This is a genomic window from Streptomyces sp. NPDC101160 (genome assembly GCF_044768205.1).
GTDB lineage: Bacteria > Actinomycetota > Actinomycetes > Streptomycetales > Streptomycetaceae > Streptomyces.
On record NZ_JBIWPJ010000007.1, the window covers coordinates 460,404 to 477,660 of the forward strand.

Here is a 17,257-nt window from a genome sequence, read left to right on the forward strand (position 1 = left end):
CCGCTACTGGCGGTCGGCCGGCCACGCGAGTCTGAGGGCACATCACCGGACCGCCCGAGGAGCAGCAGCATGGTCATGATGAGCGCCGTCACGCAGGTCGCCGCCGGAGCGCCCGACGTCCTGAGGCTCGTCGAGGTGCCGAGGCCCGTGCCCGGCCGGGGCGAGATCCTCGTCCGGGTGCGGGCGGCGGGCGTGAACCCGGCCGACTGGAAGAGCCGGCAGACGGGCCTGTTCCTCGACGGCTCCGTGCTCGGCTGGGACGTCGCCGGGGTGGTCGAGGCGGTGGGCGCCGGAGTGACGCTGTTCCGGGCCGGCGACGAGGTGTACGGGATGCCGCGCTTCCCGCAGCCGGCCGGCGCCTACGCCGAGTACGTCACCGCCCCGGCCCGCCACTTCGCCCCGAGCCCGCGCGGACTCACCCCCGTCGAGGCCGGCGCCCTGCCGCTGGCCGCGCTGACCGCCTGGCAGGCGCTGGTCGACACCGCCGGCGTGCGGCCCGGGCAGCGCGTCCTCGTCCACGCGGCCGCCGGCGGCGTCGGCCACCTGGCCGTGCAGATCGCCAAGGCGCGCGGCGCGTACGTGATCGGCACCGCAAGTGCGGCCAAGCACGAGCTGCTGCGCTCCCTCGGCGTCGACGAGCCGATCGACCACCGCACCGGGGACGCCGCCGGGACCGCCGAGACCCTCCGCGACCTGGACGTCGTCGTCGACCCGCTCGGCGGATCCAGCCCGGCCCGCTCCCTGCGCGGCCTGCGGCCCGGCGGCACCCTGGTCTCGCTGCTCCCGCTGGACGACACCTTCCCGGCGGCGGAGGCCGAGAAGGCCGGGGTGCGGGCGGCCTTCATGCTCGTCGAGCCCGACCACGCGGGGCTGCGGGAGATCGCCGCCCTCGTCGAGAGCGGCCGGCTGCGCGTCCTGGTGGAGGAGGTCTTCCCCCTCACGGAGGCCGCCGCGGCCCACGTACGAGGAGAGACCGGCCGCACCACCGGCAAGCTCGTCCTCTCCGTCGCCCCCTGATCTCCGCCGGCCGCTGAGCCGTCGCCCCGTGACCCCGCCCCGTCGAGGGCACCACTCGAACTGTCCGGTTTCCGGTGGCCCGCGCCGCCGCGGCGCACGGCGGGGAGCGGGGCCGCGGGCCAGTGCTCCCAAGGGCTCCCGACCAGGGCCGGAAAGCCCGAACGGATGCCCGTCGACCTGCCGTCCGATGGCGTTCATCCGACGGATACCGCCATCGGGTGACCCTCCGGAACCAAAACTTCTGCGGGCAGTTGATCAGGGCGCTTCGGACAACGGAGCAGTTCCGGGCCATCGAGCTCAAGAAGGAAGACTCGTGATCAAGAAGGTTCTTGCTACCGCTGCTGTCGCGGCCACCGTCGCCGGCATGTCCGCGACCACGGCGATGGCGGCCGGCAATGACGGCGGCAGCGCCAACATCATCGGCAACCAGTCGAAGCAGTCCATCGGCAGCAACTCCACCGGTGGCTACATGAGCCCGAACTTCGGTCTCGTCAACGGTGGCGTCCTGCACTGCTTCGACGTCCAGAAGGTCGAGGCCCAGGTTCCGATCGGTGCCCTCATCGGTGTTCCGATCGCCGTCCAGGACGTCCTCGGCAACCCCGTGTCGAACCAGACCTGCACCCAGAACTCCGTGCAGCAGAAGGGCGACGACGCGCTGTCGCACATCCTGGGCGAGGTCCTCTCCCAGAACGGCAACGTCGGCGGCTGATCCTCGGCACCGCGCCGAAGCGGCCCCGTTCCTCGCAGAGCCAGTGCGAGGAACGGGGCCGCTTGTCGTATGAGTGCCCCGTTCAGCACAGCTTTCACACCCCGTACACATTTGTTTAACCCAGAGTGACAAGATGGCCGATTCGACTCTTGTAGAAATCCACGAAGTCCTCGTCCGCGGCCGCTGAGGTCTTCATGTCTTCCGTCCCTGGCTGGTTGTACACGCTCGGCTGTGTACTCCTCACAAGAGCGGAACGAAGCAAGGGACGGGGTGCCATGGACTTCCTCCGACCCGCCACCCTGGCGGACGCGCCGGCCGCGAAGGCCCGGCAATCGGGCGCGACGCCGATCGCGGACGGCGGCGAGCCGCCGCCCTGCACGCCGTGCCGGCGCCCGTGAACGCCCTCCGCGACGCGACCGGACCGTGCCTCGCCCGCACGCCGGCCGCCCCCGAGCACATCCGCGGCGCCCAGCCGTGACTCCCGCCACTTCCATCCCCTCCCCGGCCGCGCTCCGCGGCACAGCCCGGGGAATCCCCCAGCACCGCCGAAAAGGAGCCACCGTGTCTGCTCACACCCTCGAGAAGAGCACCCAGGAACTCGAGCGCACCTGGCTGGACAAGGCCATCGAGCTCGCCACCACCAGCGTGGCGAACGGCGGCGGCCCGTTCGGCGCCCTCATCGCCAAGGACGGCGAGATCGTCGCGCTCGGGAACAACAAGGTGACCTCGAACCTGGACCCGACGGCGCACGCCGAGGTGACCGCGATACGCAACGCCTGCCAGGCCCTGAACACCTTCTCGCTCGAGGGCTGTGTCCTCGTCACGTCGTGTGAGCCGTGTCCGATGTGTCTCGCCTCCGCCCTGTGGGCGCGCGTCGACCGGATCATCTTCGCCGCCGACCGCGACGACGCCGCGGTGGCCGGCTTCGACGACCGCAAGTTCTACGACCTCTTCGAGGCGCGGCCGGACGCGGCCTGGCCGGCCGCGATCGAGCGCCTGGAGATGTCGAACCGCACGGCGCCGTTCGACGCGTGGCTGGCCAAGACCGACCGCATCGACTACTGATCCCGGTCCCTCCCCGCACAGGACCCCGGCCCCGGTTCCCACGTCGAGAACCGGGGCCGGGGTGTGTCCCGTGGCGTATGGGCGGGGCGCAGGCACGTGCGCAAGGATGGTGACATGCCGAACCGACTGGCGGACGCCACTTCCCCGTACCTCCTTCAGCATGCGGACAACCCCGTCGACTGGTGGGCGTGGGAGCCCGCCGCCTTCGAGGAGGCCCGGCGGCGCGACGTGCCGGTGCTCCTGAGCGTCGGCTACAGCTCGTGCCACTGGTGCCACGTCATGGCGCACGAGTCCTTCGAGGACGAGACGACGGCCGCGCTGATCAACGAGCGCTTCGTCGCCGTCAAGGTCGACCGCGAGGAGCGGCCCGACGTCGACGCCGTCTACATGGAGGCCGTGCAGGCCGCCACCGGCCAGGGCGGCTGGCCCATGACCGTCTTCCTCACCCCGGACGCCGAGCCCTTCTACTTCGGCACCTACTTCCCGCCCGAGCCCCGGCACGGCATGCCGTCCTTCAGCGACGTCCTCGAAGGCGTCTCGCACGCCTGGACCGAGCGCCGCGACGAGGTCGGCGAGGTCGCCGGGAAGATCGTCAAGGACCTCGGGGCGCGCTCCCTCGCGTTCGGCGGCGAGGGCGTCCCCGACGACTCCGAGCTCTCCCAGGCACTGCTCGGCCTCACCCGCGAGTACGACGCCAAGCACGGCGGCTTCGGCGGCGCGCCCAAGTTCCCGCCGTCCATGGCGCTCGAGTTCCTGCTGCGCCACCACGCCCGCACCGGGGCCGAGGGCGCCCTCCAGATGGCCGCCGACACCTGCGAGGCCATGGCCCGCGGCGGCATCTACGACCAGCTCGGCGGCGGCTTCGCCCGCTACGCGGTGGACCGCGCCTGGGTCGTGCCGCACTTCGAGAAGATGCTGTACGACAACGCGCTGCTCTGCCGGGTCTACGCGCACCTGTGGCGGGCCACCGGCAGCGACCTGGCCCGCCGGGTCGCCCTGGAGACTGCCGACTTCATGGTCCGCGAACTGCGCACCGCCGAGGGCGGCTTCGCCTCCGCGCTCGACGCCGACAGCGACGACGGCAGCGGCAAGCACGTCGAGGGCGCTTACTACGTGTGGACCCCCGCCCAGCTCACCGCCGTCCTCGGCGCGGACGACGCCGCCTACGCCGCCCGCTACTTCGGCGTCACCGAGGAGGGCACCTTCGAGCACGGCAGCTCGGTGCTCCAACTCCCGCAGGACGCCGGCCTCGCCGACGCCGAGCGGATCGCGTCCATCCGCCGGCGGCTGCTCGCCGCCCGCGAGGAGCGCCCCCGCCCCGGCCGCGACGACAAGATCGTCGCCGCCTGGAACGGCCTCGCCGTCGCCGCGCTCGCCGAGACCGGCGCGCTGCTCGACCGCCCCGACCTGGTCGACCGCGCCACCGAGGCCGCCGACCTGCTGGTCCGGCTGCACCTCGACGACGGCGCCCGGCTGACCCGTACCTCCAAGGACGGACACCCCGGAGGCAACGCCGGAGTCCTGGAGGACTACGCCGACGTCGCCGAGGGCTTCCTCGCGCTGGCCGGTGCGACCGGCGAGGGCGTGTGGCTGGAGTTCGCGGGCTTCCTGCTCGACATCGTCCTCGACCAGTTCACCGCCGAGGGCGGCGTGCTCTACGACACCGCCCACGACGCCGAGCGACTGATCCGCCGCCCCCAGGACCCCACCGACAACGCCACCCCGTCTGGCTGGACCGCCGCGGCCGGCGCGCTCCTCTCGTACGCCGCGCACACCGGCTCCGAGCCGCACCGGGCCGCCGCCGAGGCCGCGCTCGGCGTGGTCAAGGCGCTCGGGCCGCGCGCGCCCCGGTTCATCGGCTGGGGCCTGGCCGTCGCCGAGGCGCTGCGCGACGGGCCGAAGGAGATCGCCGTGGTCGGCGCCCCCGACGACGAGGCCTTCCGCGCCCTGTGGCGTACCGCCCTGCGCTCCGGCGCGCCCGGCGCGGTCCTCGCCGCCGGGCTGCCCGACGGCGAGGAGTTCCCGCTCCTGCGCGACCGGCCGCTGGTCGACGGCAGGGCCGCCGCCTATGTCTGCCGGCACTTCGTGTGCGACGCGCCGGCGACCGACCCGGAGCTGCTGGCCCTCAGGCTCCGCTGAGGCGGCGGGCGGGCCCGCCCCGGGCCCGCCCCGCCGTCCTAGGCGCAGAGCATCGGCTTCCCTGCGAGGGGCTTGTACTCGCCCAGTTTGGTCTGGCTGTGGTACTTCGGGTCGGGCTTCGGCAGCCTCTTGTCCGCGCGCAGCTGCGCGAAGACCTCGGCGGCGTACTTCTCGTCCCACGAGATCGTCGCGCCGACGCCCGGGATGAGCGGGTTGATCTTCAGGATCGGCACGGTGGCGAACTCGGTCCTGTCCGGAGTGAGGTTGCGCAGCCGCGCCGCGAGCGTCAGGAGCTCCGGCACGCTGATCGCCCGCTCGGCCGTCGCCCTGCCGCGCAGGGTCTCGGTGAACCAGCGCAGCCAGTCGGAGTCCCGGTACAGATGGGCGCGCACCTCGCGCAGCGTGTTGACGATGAAACGCTGCTGCTTCTTGATCCGCCCGAAGTCCGCCTCGCCGTCCGCCTTCCGGGAGCGGACGTACTGGAGCGCCTCGCCGCCGAGGACCCGGCGGGTGACGCCCGCCTTGAGGTCGATGCCGGTGGCCGGGTCCTTGAGGTTCTTCTTCGAGCAGACCGGCACGCCGTCGATGACGTCGACGGTGTCCATGAAGCGGCGGAAGTCGATCTCCAGGTAGCGGTGGACGGGGACCTTGGTCAGCGCCTCGACCCGCTCGATCACGAACGGCGCCCCGCCCTGCTTCCAGGCGCTGTTGAGCTTGGCCTGGTGGGCGGGGACCATCTCACCGGTGTGCCGGTCGCGGTGCGCGGGCAGCGTGGTGAGCGAGTCGCGGGGCAGGCTCACCACGCTGACCCGGTCGTTCTGGGCGGAGACGTGGACCAGCATCATCACGTCGGTGCAGCCGCAGTCCTTGTTGCCGATGTGGTACTTCACGCGCTCGACGGGGGTGACGCCCGCCCGCGAGTCGACGCCGACGAGCAGGATGTTGAGGCCCTTGTCGGGTGCCGGCAGGCCCGGCGGGGCGGCGGCGAGGGCGCCGCCCGCGCCGAGCGTGGCCAGAGCCGTGGACAGGAGCAGCAGACGTCTGCCGGGAATTCTCATGCCGAAACGTTAAATCGGCCGTCGTCGCACACAGGTACGCGACGCGACATGGTCAGTTCGAATCACCCGCCCGCTGCGCCTGTGTCATGATGCCGAGACCTCCCGAGACCTCAGTGGAAGGAGCGAATATGGCACCTGATCCCGGGAAATGGGAGCGGATGGCCTTCATTCCGAAGAGCCGTTATGTCTCCGACCCGCCCGTCGCCGAACGGGAACCGTTCCCCCTCTATTCCCTGCTCGCCCACCAGTGGATCCAGGCCGGGCGGGCCGTGCCGGGCATGCCCGACCGGGAGTGGGAACGGCTCATGAGGACACCTATCTGGCCGCGCTGAAGAGAAAATCGGCCCGGCAAGCGAGTGAACTCGGCCGGTCGGACCATCAGAAAGTTTCCTTTCCGTGGCAGGGTCGTTGTGAAACCGTGCAGCGGAATGCGGGCGCACCCCGTGCGTGCCCGCTCGTCACGAAATCCGTGAATTCTCTTCCGCCGCAGAAAGGATCCAGACGAAATGAAGTGCAAGAAGGCTGCGGTCGTCGTCGCCGGTCTGCTCATGGCCCTGGGTGCCGCCGCTCCCGCGATGGCCGACGCCAACGCCGAGGGCGCGGCCATCGGTTCCCCGGGCGTCCTGTCCGGCAACGTGGTCCAGATCCCGATCCACCTGCAGGCCAACGTCTGCGGCAACAGCGTGAACATCATCGGCCTGCTGAACCCGGCCGCCGGCAACGTCTGCATCAACGCCTGACGTTTCCCTCCGGCAACCGCCGGGACCGGGCCGGCCCCGGGGAGTGACCACCACGCTCCCCGGGGCCGGCCCTTCTTCCACGTCTACGAGGCGGGCGTGGCGACCCGCCGCTCCGAGCCCGAGCCCGAGCGCGGCCGCCCGAGCACCCCACCGCCGCCGGTCCCGCCGCGCAGCCGCTGCCGTACCCCCTTCACCAGGCGCCCGGCCGTGTGGCCCGCGCCGAACACGAACCGCATCGACGGCCCGTACGACGGCGCCGTCAGCAGCCCCGCCAGGAACAGCCCCGGCCAGGACGACTCGAAGAGCGCCCCCACCTCCGGCGCCCCGCCGGCCCCCACCCGCCGCAGCCCGGACCGCAGTTCGGGCGCGAGGACGTCCGCCCGGTCCAGGCTCGGCACGAAGCCGGTGGCCGCGACGACATGGTCGGTCTCCACCACGCTCACCGTCCCGTCCACGCCCCGCACGTCGAGCCGCAGCCTGTCGTCGGCGGTCACCGTCGCACACGTGACCCGCTGCCCGAGGCGTACGTCCCCGACCGCCGCGAACCGCTCGCGCAGCCACCAGGCCCCGGCCGGCCCGAGCGCCGAGTCGAAGATCCGCTCGCGGGTGGCGGCGGGCAGCCGGCGGAAGACGCCCGGGGTGTCCGCGTAGAGCCGGTTCCGCCAGCCGCAGCCGAGCCCGGTGTGCGGGGCGCGCAGGTTCTGCCAGCGGCCCCGGTCGAGCGCCGGCGGCGCGGTGTTCCAGTTCAGCCGGTCGGCCCGGGCCAGGATCCGCACGGCCGCGCCCTGCTCGCTGAGGATCGCGGCGGTCTCCAGGGCGGCCTGCCCGGCGCCGATCACCGTGACGTCCCGCCCCGCGAAGCCGTCCAGCTCACCGTGGTGGCTGGAGTGGGTCACGTACCGGCGGGGCAGGCCACGCAGCGGCCCCGGGACCTCCATGAAGGGCAGCACGCCGACCGCGAGCGCGACCGTGCGGCTGCGGACGGTCTCGCCGTCCTCCGCCGTCACCGCGAAACCGCCGCCGTCCGCCGGCGCGACCGTGGTGACGAGCCGCTCGTCGAGGCCGGGCACCGCCTGCCGCGCGAACCAGTCGCCGTACGCGGCGAAGAAGCCGACCGGCAGCGGCACCCCGTGCTCGGCGCGCACGCCCCGCTCGGCCGCGTAGGCGTCGAGCCCGTACCGGCCCGCCGGGTCGGAGAGATGGGAGGCCCACGGCTCGGACTTGAGGAACATCCGCGACGGCATGGCGTGCCAGCACTCCATGGTCCGGCCGAAGGTGCGCAGCTTCAGGCCGGTGGCGGCCGCGTGGGCGGCCACGGACAGACCGTAGGGGCCCGCGCCCACAATCACCAGGTCGTACATCGTGCGTTCCACCTTCACAGGTCTGAGGGGGTCGGAGAGATCTGACGGTCGGAGAGGTCTGACGGTCGGAGAGGTCTGACGGTCGGAGAGGTCTGACGGGCCGGAGAGGGGTGCGACGGGGTCATCGCCGGGTCATCCGGTCCGGAGGAGAGGTCGTACGGGACCGGGCCGACGGCGGCGGCACGGCGGGCGCCCGCCGGGGCCGCCCGGTCGCGCCGCGCAGCGACCGACGAAGCGTCAGCAGACCCTTGCGCAGCACGTGCGAGAGCCAGCCGCGCAGCATCGCGAGCGCCGGCCCGAGGTCGTCGGCGGCGAACCAGGCGGTCTCGCCGGGGTGGGCGCCGCGCCTCCGCCGCTCGGGCGCGTACCGGCGGCGCGGCGACGAGAGGTACGAGAGCGCCGCGTAGTTCTCGACGACGAAGCGGCGTCCGTACGCGGGCAGGTGCGCGGGCACCGGTCGGCCGGTGAGGTCCAGGTGCATCGCCCGGACCACGTCGAGGCCGTCCCGGTCGGCGAACAGCCGGAACTGCGCGCCGGGCCGCGGGTTGAAGTCGAGCAGGTGGTACGCGCCGGTCGCCCGGTCGAGCCGGAAGTCCAGGTCGCACACGCCCCGGTAGCCGAGCGCCGCGAGCAGCTCCCGGGCCAGCGTGTCCACCGCCGGGTTCGCGGTCCAGCGGCCCACCGCGGTGAGCCCGGCGCCGTCCGGCCAGGAGCGCTCCTTGCGGCCGGTCGCGCCGGTCGAGCAGCCGCCGCCGGAGTCCACGTACCCGTGGAAGAACCAGTCGAGGTCCCGCCCGGCCGGCAGCAGCTCCTGGAGCAGCAGCCGGCTGCCGGCCTGCGGGGTGCGCTCGTACAGCTCGCGGACCTCGGCGAGCGAGCCGACGATCGTGGTGCTGCGCAGCCGGCCGCCCACCGGCAGCAGCCAGGGCCGGCTCCACTTGGCGATCACCGGCAGCCCGAGCGACCAGGCCATGGCGGCGGCCTCCTCGGTGCTGGTGGGGAGTTCGGTACGGGGATGGGGGAGGCCCAGGGCCCGGCAGGTCTCGGCGAGCTGGGCCTTGTCGGCGACCCGGGCGAGCTGCTCGGGGGACTGGTCGGGCAGCAGATAGCGGCCGGCCAGCTCGGGGCGGCACTCGGCGAGGGAGAGGGCGGTGATGTCGTCGAGAGGCACCAGCAGCGCGGGAGGTGACGAGCCGTCGGCCGGCCCGGGGCGCAGCCGGTCCGCGATCCGCAGCAGCAGCCGGGTGAGCTCGGCGTGGGACGGCTCGGCGGGGCGGAGGTGCGCGCCACGGAGGTAGCGGGAGCGGACGACCGGGCTGGTGAGCGATTCGACCACCGCGTGCACCGCGACACCGGCCCGCCCCAGCGACCGCGCGGCGCCGAGCGTGCCGTGGTGAAAGGGGTTCGGGTCGAGCCGCACAAGGACCGCGGGGACGCGGGTGTCAAAACTCGGCACGGCATGTCCTTCGTCTCGGATGCCCCAATTGGGCGATGGAAAATCCTCTAACGGACCATTGGCAGATCAAAGCCGGGTTCCCGGTCGGCTCATTAGGAATACTTTCGGAACATCAGACATCTGACTGGCGGTCAACTGAAGGAGTTCCTGTGGTCAACCGAAAGCGAAGAACTTCGAGAGTGTGGCTGGGGGTGTTCACCGCCGGTCTCCTTGCGTCAGGTTCAGTCGTGCTGTCGTCTCCCGCTCACGCGCACGCGGCCGAATCCGCATCCGTAACGACCCCGGACCCCCGACGGACTCTGTCCGGCGCCATGGGAGCTTTCCTCGAATCGGGCCCGCTCGGCCCGGCGCGCATCGCCCAGCTGGAGCGATGGCTCGGCGGCCGGGAACTCCGGGTCGCGCACACCTACCTGCCCGGCGACCGCTGGTCGAGCATCGAGGGCCCGCCCGGCTTCCTCGACGCCTGGGCCGCCTGGCGCGCCGAGCGGGCCGACCGCATGCTGGTCCTCAACGTGCCGATGCTGGAACGGAACGAGGCCGGCGTCTCCGACCACGAGGTCCGGCGCCAGCTCCAGCTCGGCGCCGCGGGCTACTACGACCACCACTTCCAGACCCTCGCCCAGCGCCTGGTGAGCCTCGGGGCCACGGACACCGTCATCGACCTCGGCTGGGAGATGAACGGCACGACCTACACCCACCGGTGCGCGCCGGATCCGGCGGCCTGGAAGAAGTACTGGACCCGCATCGTGACCGCGATGCGTTCCGTGCCGGGGCAGAAGTTCCGCTTCGACTTCAATCCGAGCCGCGGCCTCGACGCCATTCCGTGGACGGAATGCTATCCCGGTGACGACACCGTCGACGTCATCGGCATGGATTCCTATGACCAGCCGACCGGCGCGAGTTTCGACGAACACGTGCGCGAACCGTACGGTCTGCAGGCGCAGGTCGATTTCGCGGCCGAGCACGGGAAGCAGATCTCCTATCCGGAATGGGGCCTGTTCCGGAACGGAGACAACCCCGTGTACATGCGGCGCATGCTGGAATGGATGAAGCAGCACAAGCCGCTGTATCACACGATCACCGACTACTGCCCGCACGGCGTCTGGCAGTGCGACGAGAACCCGCAGTCGTCGCTGGTGTTCCGTCAGATGCTGTACGGAGTCGACCCGACGGATCCGGTCGACCCGACGGATCCGGTTGACCCGACGGATCCGGTCGACCCGACGGATCCCACGGACCCGGTCGACCCGACGGATCCGACGGACCCGGTCGACCCCACGGATCCGACGGACCCGGTGGATCCGACGATCCCCGTCCCGAAGCCTGAGCCGAAGCCGGAACCGAAGCCGGAACCCAAGCCTGAGCCGAAGCCTGAGCCCAAGCCGGAACCGAAGCCTGAGCCCAAGCCGGAACCGAAGCCGGAACCCAAGCCTGAGCCCAAGCCGGAACCCAAGCCGGAACCGAAGCCTGAGCCCAAGCCGGAACCGAAGCCTGAGCCGAAGCCTGAGCCCAAGCCGGAACCCAAGCCGGAACCGAAGCCTGAGCCCAAGCCGGAACCGAAGCCTGAGCCCAAGCCTGAGCCCAAGCCTGAGCCCAAGCCGGAGCCCAAGCCCGAGCCGAAGCCCGACCCCAAGCCCAACTGCCGGCCCCTGAACCTCGGTTCATGGGTCGAGAGCTGGATCGGCGGTCAGATCTGCGTTCCCGAGGTCCCACCCGTGGACTCCTGGAACCAGCCCGTGGAGCCGACGCTGCCGGAGCCTTCACTCCCCAAGCCGCCGCTCCCGAAGCCGCCGCTCCCGAAGCCGTCCTTCCCCGACCCGTCCACCGACACCTGGGAGGAGAACCTGAACTTCGACTGGAAGGACACGCTGGACGGAGTCTGGCCCTTCTGACGGGCCGCCGGCGATCACCCGCGGCGGCGGAGGAGCTCATCCTCCGCCGCCGTTCGGCGTGCCGCGGCCGAGCGCGCGGCCCAGCCACTCCCGCTGCCGCACCTGCCGGGCCGCCCAGCGCCGCCCGTGCGCCGCGCCCGCGCGGGCCCAGAGCAGCGGCGCCGTACCGGGTCCGGCCAGCATGAGCCGCTGGTTGGGCACGGTCTCGGGGCGCCAGTGGTGCTTGTACGGTTCGGTGCCGCGCAGCATGCTCAGCGTGGCCCGGCCGCTCGCGGCCGCCTCGTGGGCCGCGTGCCGCAGCAGCATCGCGGCCACGTCGACCTTGCGGGCGCGCAGCGCCGGGTCCGCCCCGTACAGGTAGCCGCCCGCGAGCCGCGGCGACATCAGGGTGAGGTCCGCGCACAGCACCTCGTCGCCGAGCCGGTACTCGGTGACCGCGGCGTTCCCCTGCTCGACCATCGGCCGTACCGCCCGCGCGAGATGCTCGGCGAACCGTTCACTCGTGTGCTCGGCCGTCACCCCGCGGCCCCGCCACTGGAGCTGGTGCAGCCGGAGGAGCCGCCGCAGGGCGGCCGGGACCTCGGCTCCGGGGACGACGCGCTCGTCGATGCCGAGCGCGTCCAGCTTCCGGAACTTCGCCCGCACCCGCTGCGCCTTGCCGGACGGGATGCGTTCGAGCAGCGTCTCCATCGGTACGGCCGGCAGCTCCATGCACTCCGAGTCGACGAGCCGCCGCCGGGGCCCGCGCCACACCTCGTACAGGCGCTCGGCCGCCGCCCCGGGCCGCACCTCGCGCAGGTCCACGACCGCGCCGCGCGCCGCCCGGGCGACGGCGCGGGCGAGCGCGGGCGCCGCGTCCGGGCAGCCGTCGTCGAGCAGGACGTCCGTGAAGTCGGTGATCGCGCCGCCGAGCGGGGTGAGCACGGGCAGCGGGCCGCGCGCCCGCAGCAGCGCCGCCGCGCCGACGAGTGTGCCGTCGGCCCGCCGGACGAGGATGACCCGGAGGGCGCCGGGCCGCCCGTACGACAGCCACCAGGAGTGCAGCCACGCGTGCGACTGGAACGGCGTCGCCGTCGCGCAGCGCCCGTACAGCGCCGTCCACTCCGGCCCGAGCCGCCCGAAGGCATCGCCGTCCCGCAGGACCTCGGTGTGCAGCGTCCCGGACGTCCGCGGCCCCGGTCCGGCCCCGGCGCCGGTCGCGGCGGGCGCGAACTGCCTGACCGTCACACCGCCTCCGGTTCCGGCTGCTGCGAGGCCGGTGCCGGGCCCGGCACCGACGCCGTGCCCTGCCGCGAGTGCCGGGCCCCGGCCCCGTCCCGCGTCTGCCGCTTCGGCCGGACGAGCAGCGCGAGACCGCCGAGCAGCCCGCCCGCACAGGCGCCGACGAGGGCCGAGAGCCCCGCGGACGGCGACACCGGGGAGACCGGCTTCGTCGCGCGCGAGAACTGGACCACCTTCACGCCGGTGTTCCCGGCGACGTGCGAGCCGTTGAGGACCAGCGCCCGGGCCACCCCGTCGGCCATCGACACGGCCGCCGCCGGCTTCGGCGCCCGCGCCGTGATCGAGATCATCGGAGCGTCCGGCGAGGTCGCCGCCTGCACGCTGGAGCGGAGCGTGTCGGCGGAGACGCCCGCCCACACCTGGGCGTCGCCGGTCACCGCGATGTCCGTGGCGACCCGCCCGTACGCCTGGGCGAAGCCGAGCGCCGCCGACGGGTCGGCCTGCTCGGCCGGCACGACGATGACGTAGCTGGTCGCCGCGTACTGCGGGGTCTTCACGGCGCCGTAGCCGCCGCCGAGGGCCGCGCCGGCGAGCACGGCGGCCGGCAGCACCATCCAGCGGGCGGGGGTGAGGAGGAAGGGACGTGGCGGTGTCGCGGTCACGGGGGTCATGGGGGTCATGGCGCAGCTCTCACTTCACGGAAGGGTGGGGGCCGTGGACGGCCCGCTGGTACAGGGACAGCAACTGCTCCGCGCTGTGCGCGATGTCGTAGCGGCGGACCGCCCCGGGCGGCGGCAGCCGTTCCGGCCCGCCGGCCGCCCGCGCCCGCCCGGCCTCGCGCAGCGCGCCGACCAGCTCGGGCACGGACTCGCCGATCCGCCGGGCGCCGGGCGCCGCGCCCGGCGGCAGGTCGTCGATCGCCGGGCACGCCACGTACAGCGCGGGCAGGCCCGCCGCGAGCGCCTCGACGACCGCGAGACCGAAGGTCTCGTCGGGAGAGGTGGACACGAACACGTCCATCGCGGCGAGCAGCGACGGCAGATCGAGCCGCCCGCCCGCCGGATGCTCCGGCGGATCCGGGAACGCGCCCGGCAGCAGCACCCGGTCCGCCACCCCGCACTCCGCCGCGATCCGCTGCAGCTCCGCCCGCCGGTCGCCCTCCCCGACGAGCAGCAGCCGCGCCTCCGGCACCGACGCCACCGCCCGTACGAGCCGGTCGAAGCGCTTCCCGGCCGCGAGCCGCCCCACCCCACCGACCACGAACGCGTCCGCGGGCAGCCCGAGCGCAGCCCGGGCCAGCGCCCGGGCCCGCGGCCGGAAGGCGAAGCGGCCGGTCTCGATGCCGTTCGGCACCACCCGGATACGGGACGGGGCCACGCCCCAGTCCGCGAGCCGGCGCGCCACGCTCGGCGACACCGCGACCGTCGACGTGCCGAGCCGCTCCGTCGCCAGATACAGCGCCCGGGTGCCCGCCGACAGCGGCCGGCCCTCGATCTGGACGTCGCCGAGCGAGTGCTCGGTCGCGATCACCGGCCGCACCCCGGCGAGCCGCGCGGCCGGCCGGCCGTACACGCAGGCCCGGTACAGATGGGTGTGCACGAGGTCGTAACCGCCCTGCCGGATCAGCCGGGTGAGCCGCGGCAGCGCGCCGACGTCCCGGTTGCCGGTCATGCCGAGGTGGGCGACGGGCGTGCCGTCGGCCTCGATGCCCTCGGCGACCGCGCCCGGGTTGGTGAGCGTCACCACCCGGCTGCGCACCGGGAGATGGCGGAGCAGCAGCCGCAGCTGCTGCTCGGCGCCGCCGATGCCGAGCCCGGTGATGACGTGCAGCACCTTCAGGTCCGGCCCCGGGTTCGCCCGCGTCACGACAGCACCGCCCGGTCGGCCGGCCCGCCCTGCGCGGGGAGCAGATCGGCCGGCCGGCGCCGCCGCAGCGGATGCAGCACCCGCTTCGCGGTGAGCCGCCAGGAGGTGTCCTCCTCGCCGATGTGCACCCGGGGCAGCGCGTACGTCCCCGACAGCGGGCCCGGGTCGATCGCGCAGCCGTACGCGTACCCCGCCTTGCGGACCGCGCGCATCGCACGCGCGTCGACCGTCCCGTACGGGTAGCAGAAGCCGGCCACCGGGTCGCCGGTGATCTCCTCGATCAGCTCCCGGCTGCGCCGGGTCTCGGCCGCGAGACCCTCGTCGTCCGTCTCCGTGAGCGAGACGTGGCGCAGCCCGTGCGAGCCGATCTCCATGCCGGCCTCGGCGGCCCGCCGGACGCCGTCCTCGTCGAGCAGCGGCTTGCGCGGCCCGTGCGCGTCCCAGGCGTTGTCGCCGCCGAGCCGCTCCGGCAGCACGTACACCGTCGCCGTGAATCCGTGCCGGCGCAGCAGCGGCAGCGCCGACTCCACGAAGTCCGCGTACCCGTCGTCGAAGGTCAGCCCGACCAGTCCGCGCGCCCGGCCCGCGGCGGTCGCCGCGAGCAGCTCCCGCACGGACACCCCACGCAGCCCCCGGTCGCGCAGCCAGTGCAGCTGGCGGGCGAAGCGCACCGGGGAGACGGTCACCTTGTACGGATCATCGGGGACGTCCGCGATCGAGTGGTACATCGCCACCCACAAGGGAGGCTTCGGCAGCAGACGACGCAGCACGGCGGGGGCGGGCATGGGGGGTCCTTCGGTTCCGGCAGGGCGAGTGGGGGAGGGGCGGGATCTCGGGAGCCTTGGCGGCACACGCGATGAACAGCAGGAAGACGCCGACGACGACGAGCGCGGCGAGGGCGACGGAGAGCACGGGCGGGCCGACGAACAGCGTGCACAGCCAGCCCGCGCCGGTCGCCCACGCGCCGGCGGTCGCCAGCCGCAGCAGGCCCTCGCCGAGCCGGCGCACGTCGACCGGCACGGACTGGCGGTGGGCGCCGGTCAGCAGCATCACGGCGGTCACCGTGATGCCGAGCGCGTTCGCGCCCGCGATGCCGGTCGCGCCCCACAGATACGCGCCCGCCGCCCCCGCGGCGGCGGTCACGGCGAGCCCGGCGCCCATCGCGGCGGCCGGGTACCAGAGCGGACGGGCCGCCGAGAAGTAGCAGCGGACCAGCGCGCCCACCATCGTCTGGCCGAGCAGCCCGAGCGCGTACACCCGCATCACCGCGGCCGTCGCCGCCGTGTCCGCCGCGTCGAACGCGCCCCGCTGGAACAGGATCTCGACGATCTGCGGTGCGGCGGCGATCACCGTCGACGCGCCGATCAGGACCACGACCGCCGCCAGGAGCAGGTCCCGCTCCACCCGGCGGCGCGCCCCCTCGGCGTCTCCGGCGGCGAGCGCGCGGGCGACGACCGGGAAGCTGACCGTGCACAGCATCAGGGAGAGGATCATCGGCATCTGCGCGATCTTCTGCGCGTAGTTGAGGTGCGAGATCGCTCCGGCGGGCAGCGGCGAGGCGAGGAAACGCTCGATCAGGATCTGCGACTGCCGCGACAGCGCGAACACCACGACGGGCGCGATCATCCCGAGGACCAGCAGCCGTCCGTCGCCCGACGGCAGCGACTTCGGCTGCTCCTTCGGCACCGGCCGGTCGCGCAACTCCCGCAGCAGCGACGGCGCCTGCACGAGAACCATCAGCACGCCGCCGACCGCCACCCCGGCCGCCGCCGCCCGCACCCCGAGCGGCTCGCGCAGCACCAGCGTCGTGCCGATGATGCCGACGTTGTACGCCACGTAGATCGCCGCCGGTGGCAGGAACGAGCCGTGCGCCCGCAGCGCCGCCGAGCAGTACCCGGCGAGCGCGAAGGACAGCACGCACGTCGCCGTGAGCCGCGTGCAGTCCACCGCGAGCCGCGGATCCGGCAGGCCGGGCGCGAGGGCCTCGACCAGCAGCGGCGCGAGCGCCACGAGCAGCGCGGCCACCGCGGCGACCGCCAGGACCAGACGCGGGAGCGTCGTCCGTACGAGCTGCCGCACCGGATCCCCGAACAGCGAACCGGACCGCCGCGCGAGCGCCCGCGAGAACGCCGGCACCAGGATCAGCGCCATCGCGTCCTCGATCAGCAGCGTCGACGCGAACTCCGGCACCGTCCACGCCACCAGGAACGCGTCGGTCTCCGCGCCGGCCCCGAAGTACCGCGCCAGGATCTGGTCCCGTAGGAGCCCGAGCACCGCCCCGGCCGCCGTCAGCCCCGCCGTCACCACCGCCGCCCGCAGCAGGAACCGCCCCGACCCGCGCCGCGCGTGCCGCGCCCCGGTCCGGTCCGCGGGCGCGGTCTCGACGGGCCGCGCCCCGTACCCGAGCGGTCGCCCGCCGAGCAGCGCGGGCCGCTCGGCGCGGGTGGCCCGCACTCCGACCTGGCCGATCGGCGCGGCCCCCCAGGCATGGGGCGCCTCGCCTCGCGGCAGCCCGCACAGCGCGTCGACGGCGAAGGCGGCCCACGGGTCTTCGACCCCGCCGTGCCGCATCAGCAGCTGCAGGGTGTCGTCGGGATGCCGGGGCGGGGGCTGGGGCGGGGGCTGCGGCTGCGGCAGCCCGCACAGCGGGTCGGCGGCGAAGAGGGTCCACGGGTCATCGGGCCCCGCCGGAAGCGGCGGCGCGACGGCACCGTCCGTGGCACCGGCCCCGGG

At 73.7% G+C, this 17,257-nt stretch carries 15 protein-coding genes and 1 pseudogene; 8 read left to right on the forward strand and 8 right to left on the reverse strand.

All coding sequences use genetic code 11. The annotated features are described in order from the left end of the window. The first annotated feature begins 78 nt into the window (after positions 1-78). The 5 genes from ACIRSU_RS24830 to ACIRSU_RS24850 all read left to right on the forward strand — a co-directional run bounded on the left by ACIRSU_RS24830 (position 79) and on the right by ACIRSU_RS24850 (position 4,930). Positions 79-1,017 (forward strand): NADP-dependent oxidoreductase, encoded by a 939-nt coding sequence (locus tag ACIRSU_RS24830; RefSeq protein ID WP_403796488.1) that lies wholly within the window; start codon positions 79-81, stop codon positions 1,015-1,017. A 313-nt stretch (positions 1,018-1,330) separates the two neighbouring features. Next, complete coding sequence (locus ACIRSU_RS24835) at positions 1,331-1,726, forward strand: rodlin (RefSeq protein WP_403795991.1); 396 nt, start codon at positions 1,331-1,333, stop codon at positions 1,724-1,726. A gap of 275 nt (positions 1,727-2,001) precedes the next feature. Continuing rightward, complete coding sequence (locus ACIRSU_RS24840; RefSeq protein ID WP_403795993.1) at positions 2,002-2,124, forward strand: hypothetical protein; 123 nt, start codon at positions 2,002-2,004, stop codon at positions 2,122-2,124. Positions 2,125-2,287: 163 nt separating this feature from the next. Further along, on the forward strand, positions 2,288-2,791 hold the full coding sequence (locus tag ACIRSU_RS24845; protein WP_403795995.1) for a nucleoside deaminase: 504 nt from the start codon (positions 2,288-2,290) through the stop codon (positions 2,789-2,791). 114 nt (positions 2,792-2,905) lie between these two features. Next, positions 2,906-4,930, forward strand: coding sequence for a thioredoxin domain-containing protein (locus tag ACIRSU_RS24850; RefSeq protein ID WP_403795998.1), 2,025 nt, complete (start codon positions 2,906-2,908; stop codon positions 4,928-4,930). A gap of 38 nt (positions 4,931-4,968) precedes the next feature. Here the strand turns inward: ACIRSU_RS24850 and ACIRSU_RS24855 are convergent, their stop codons facing one another. After that, positions 4,969-5,988, reverse strand: a complete 1,020-nt coding sequence (locus ACIRSU_RS24855) for an LCP family protein (RefSeq protein ID WP_403796000.1) — start codon at positions 5,986-5,988, stop codon at positions 4,969-4,971. 128 nt (positions 5,989-6,116) lie between these two features. Here ACIRSU_RS24855 and ACIRSU_RS24860 point away from each other — a divergent pair, with 128 nt between their 5' ends. Together ACIRSU_RS24860 and ACIRSU_RS24865 are read left to right on the forward strand one after the other, a co-directional pair. Continuing rightward, a complete protein-coding gene (locus ACIRSU_RS24860; protein ID WP_403796003.1) occupies positions 6,117-6,320 on the forward strand; it encodes a hypothetical protein in 204 nt (67 codons plus the stop codon). Positions 6,321-6,494: 174 nt separating this feature from the next. After that, on the forward strand, positions 6,495-6,728 hold the full coding sequence (locus tag ACIRSU_RS24865; RefSeq protein ID WP_403796005.1) for a chaplin: 234 nt from the start codon (positions 6,495-6,497) through the stop codon (positions 6,726-6,728). A gap of 83 nt (positions 6,729-6,811) precedes the next feature. Here ACIRSU_RS24865 and ACIRSU_RS24870 read toward each other — a convergent pair whose 3' ends face one another. Then, the gene (locus ACIRSU_RS24870; RefSeq protein WP_403796491.1) at positions 6,812-8,089 is read right to left on the reverse strand and encodes an FAD-dependent oxidoreductase; all 1,278 of its coding nucleotides are present in this window, start codon (positions 8,087-8,089) and stop codon (positions 6,812-6,814) included. Between the two features lie 121 nt (positions 8,090-8,210). After that, a complete protein-coding gene (locus tag ACIRSU_RS24875) occupies positions 8,211-9,545 on the reverse strand; it encodes an ATP-grasp domain-containing protein (protein ID WP_403796008.1) in 1,335 nt (444 codons plus the stop codon). Between the two features lie 191 nt (positions 9,546-9,736). Here ACIRSU_RS24875 and ACIRSU_RS24880 point away from each other — a divergent pair. Then, a pseudogene (locus ACIRSU_RS24880) lies at positions 9,737-10,837 on the forward strand (glycosyl hydrolase); the annotation flags it as partial. 636 nt (positions 10,838-11,473) lie between these two features. Here ACIRSU_RS24880 and ACIRSU_RS24885 read toward each other — a convergent pair. The 5 genes from ACIRSU_RS24885 to murJ form a co-directional block, all read right to left on the reverse strand. Next, a complete protein-coding gene (locus ACIRSU_RS24885) occupies positions 11,474-12,592 on the reverse strand; it encodes a GNAT family N-acetyltransferase (RefSeq protein ID WP_403796494.1) in 1,119 nt (372 codons plus the stop codon). A 68-nt stretch (positions 12,593-12,660) separates the two neighbouring features. Continuing rightward, positions 12,661-13,329, reverse strand: coding sequence for a lipopolysaccharide biosynthesis protein (locus ACIRSU_RS24890; protein WP_403796496.1), 669 nt, complete (start codon positions 13,327-13,329; stop codon positions 12,661-12,663). A gap of 19 nt (positions 13,330-13,348) precedes the next feature. Continuing rightward, positions 13,349-14,497 (reverse strand): glycosyltransferase, encoded by a 1,149-nt coding sequence (locus tag ACIRSU_RS24895; RefSeq protein WP_403796499.1) that lies wholly within the window; start codon positions 14,495-14,497, stop codon positions 13,349-13,351. A 23-nt stretch (positions 14,498-14,520) separates the two neighbouring features. Continuing rightward, a complete protein-coding gene (locus ACIRSU_RS24900) occupies positions 14,521-15,309 on the reverse strand; it encodes a polysaccharide deacetylase family protein (protein ID WP_403796011.1) in 789 nt (262 codons plus the stop codon). Next, a complete protein-coding gene (murJ, locus tag ACIRSU_RS24905) occupies positions 15,221-17,095 on the reverse strand; it encodes a murein biosynthesis integral membrane protein MurJ (protein WP_403796502.1) in 1,875 nt (624 codons plus the stop codon). The genes ACIRSU_RS24900 and murJ overlap by 89 nt, the downstream gene beginning before the upstream one ends. Between the last annotated feature and the right edge of the window lie 162 nt (positions 17,096-17,257).

What these genes read in the sequence shown, in the direction of transcription:
- ACIRSU_RS24855 (WP_403796000.1), bottom strand. Translation starts at nt 5,988, where the DNA reads ATGAGAATTCCCGGCAGACGTCTGCTGCTCCTGTCCACGGCTCTGGCC.
- murJ (WP_403796502.1), bottom strand. Translation starts at nt 17,095, where the DNA reads ATGCGGCACGGCGGGGTCGAAGACCCGTGGGCCGCCTTCGCCGTCGAC.
- ACIRSU_RS24830 (WP_403796488.1), top strand. Translation starts at nt 79, where the DNA reads ATGAGCGCCGTCACGCAGGTCGCCGCCGGAGCGCCCGACGTCCTGAGG.
- ACIRSU_RS24890 (WP_403796496.1), bottom strand. Translation starts at nt 13,329, where the DNA reads ATGACCCCCGTGACCGCGACACCGCCACGTCCCTTCCTCCTCACCCCC.
- ACIRSU_RS24865 (WP_403796005.1), top strand. Translation starts at nt 6,495, where the DNA reads ATGAAGTGCAAGAAGGCTGCGGTCGTCGTCGCCGGTCTGCTCATGGCC.
- ACIRSU_RS24840 (WP_403795993.1), top strand. Translation starts at nt 2,002, where the DNA reads ATGGACTTCCTCCGACCCGCCACCCTGGCGGACGCGCCGGCCGCGAAG.
- ACIRSU_RS24870 (WP_403796491.1), bottom strand. Translation starts at nt 8,089, where the DNA reads ATGTACGACCTGGTGATTGTGGGCGCGGGCCCCTACGGTCTGTCCGTG.
- ACIRSU_RS24860 (WP_403796003.1), top strand. Translation starts at nt 6,117, where the DNA reads ATGGCACCTGATCCCGGGAAATGGGAGCGGATGGCCTTCATTCCGAAG.
- ACIRSU_RS24900 (WP_403796011.1), bottom strand. Translation starts at nt 15,309, where the DNA reads ATGCCCGCCCCCGCCGTGCTGCGTCGTCTGCTGCCGAAGCCTCCCTTG.
- ACIRSU_RS24850 (WP_403795998.1), top strand. Translation starts at nt 2,906, where the DNA reads ATGCCGAACCGACTGGCGGACGCCACTTCCCCGTACCTCCTTCAGCAT.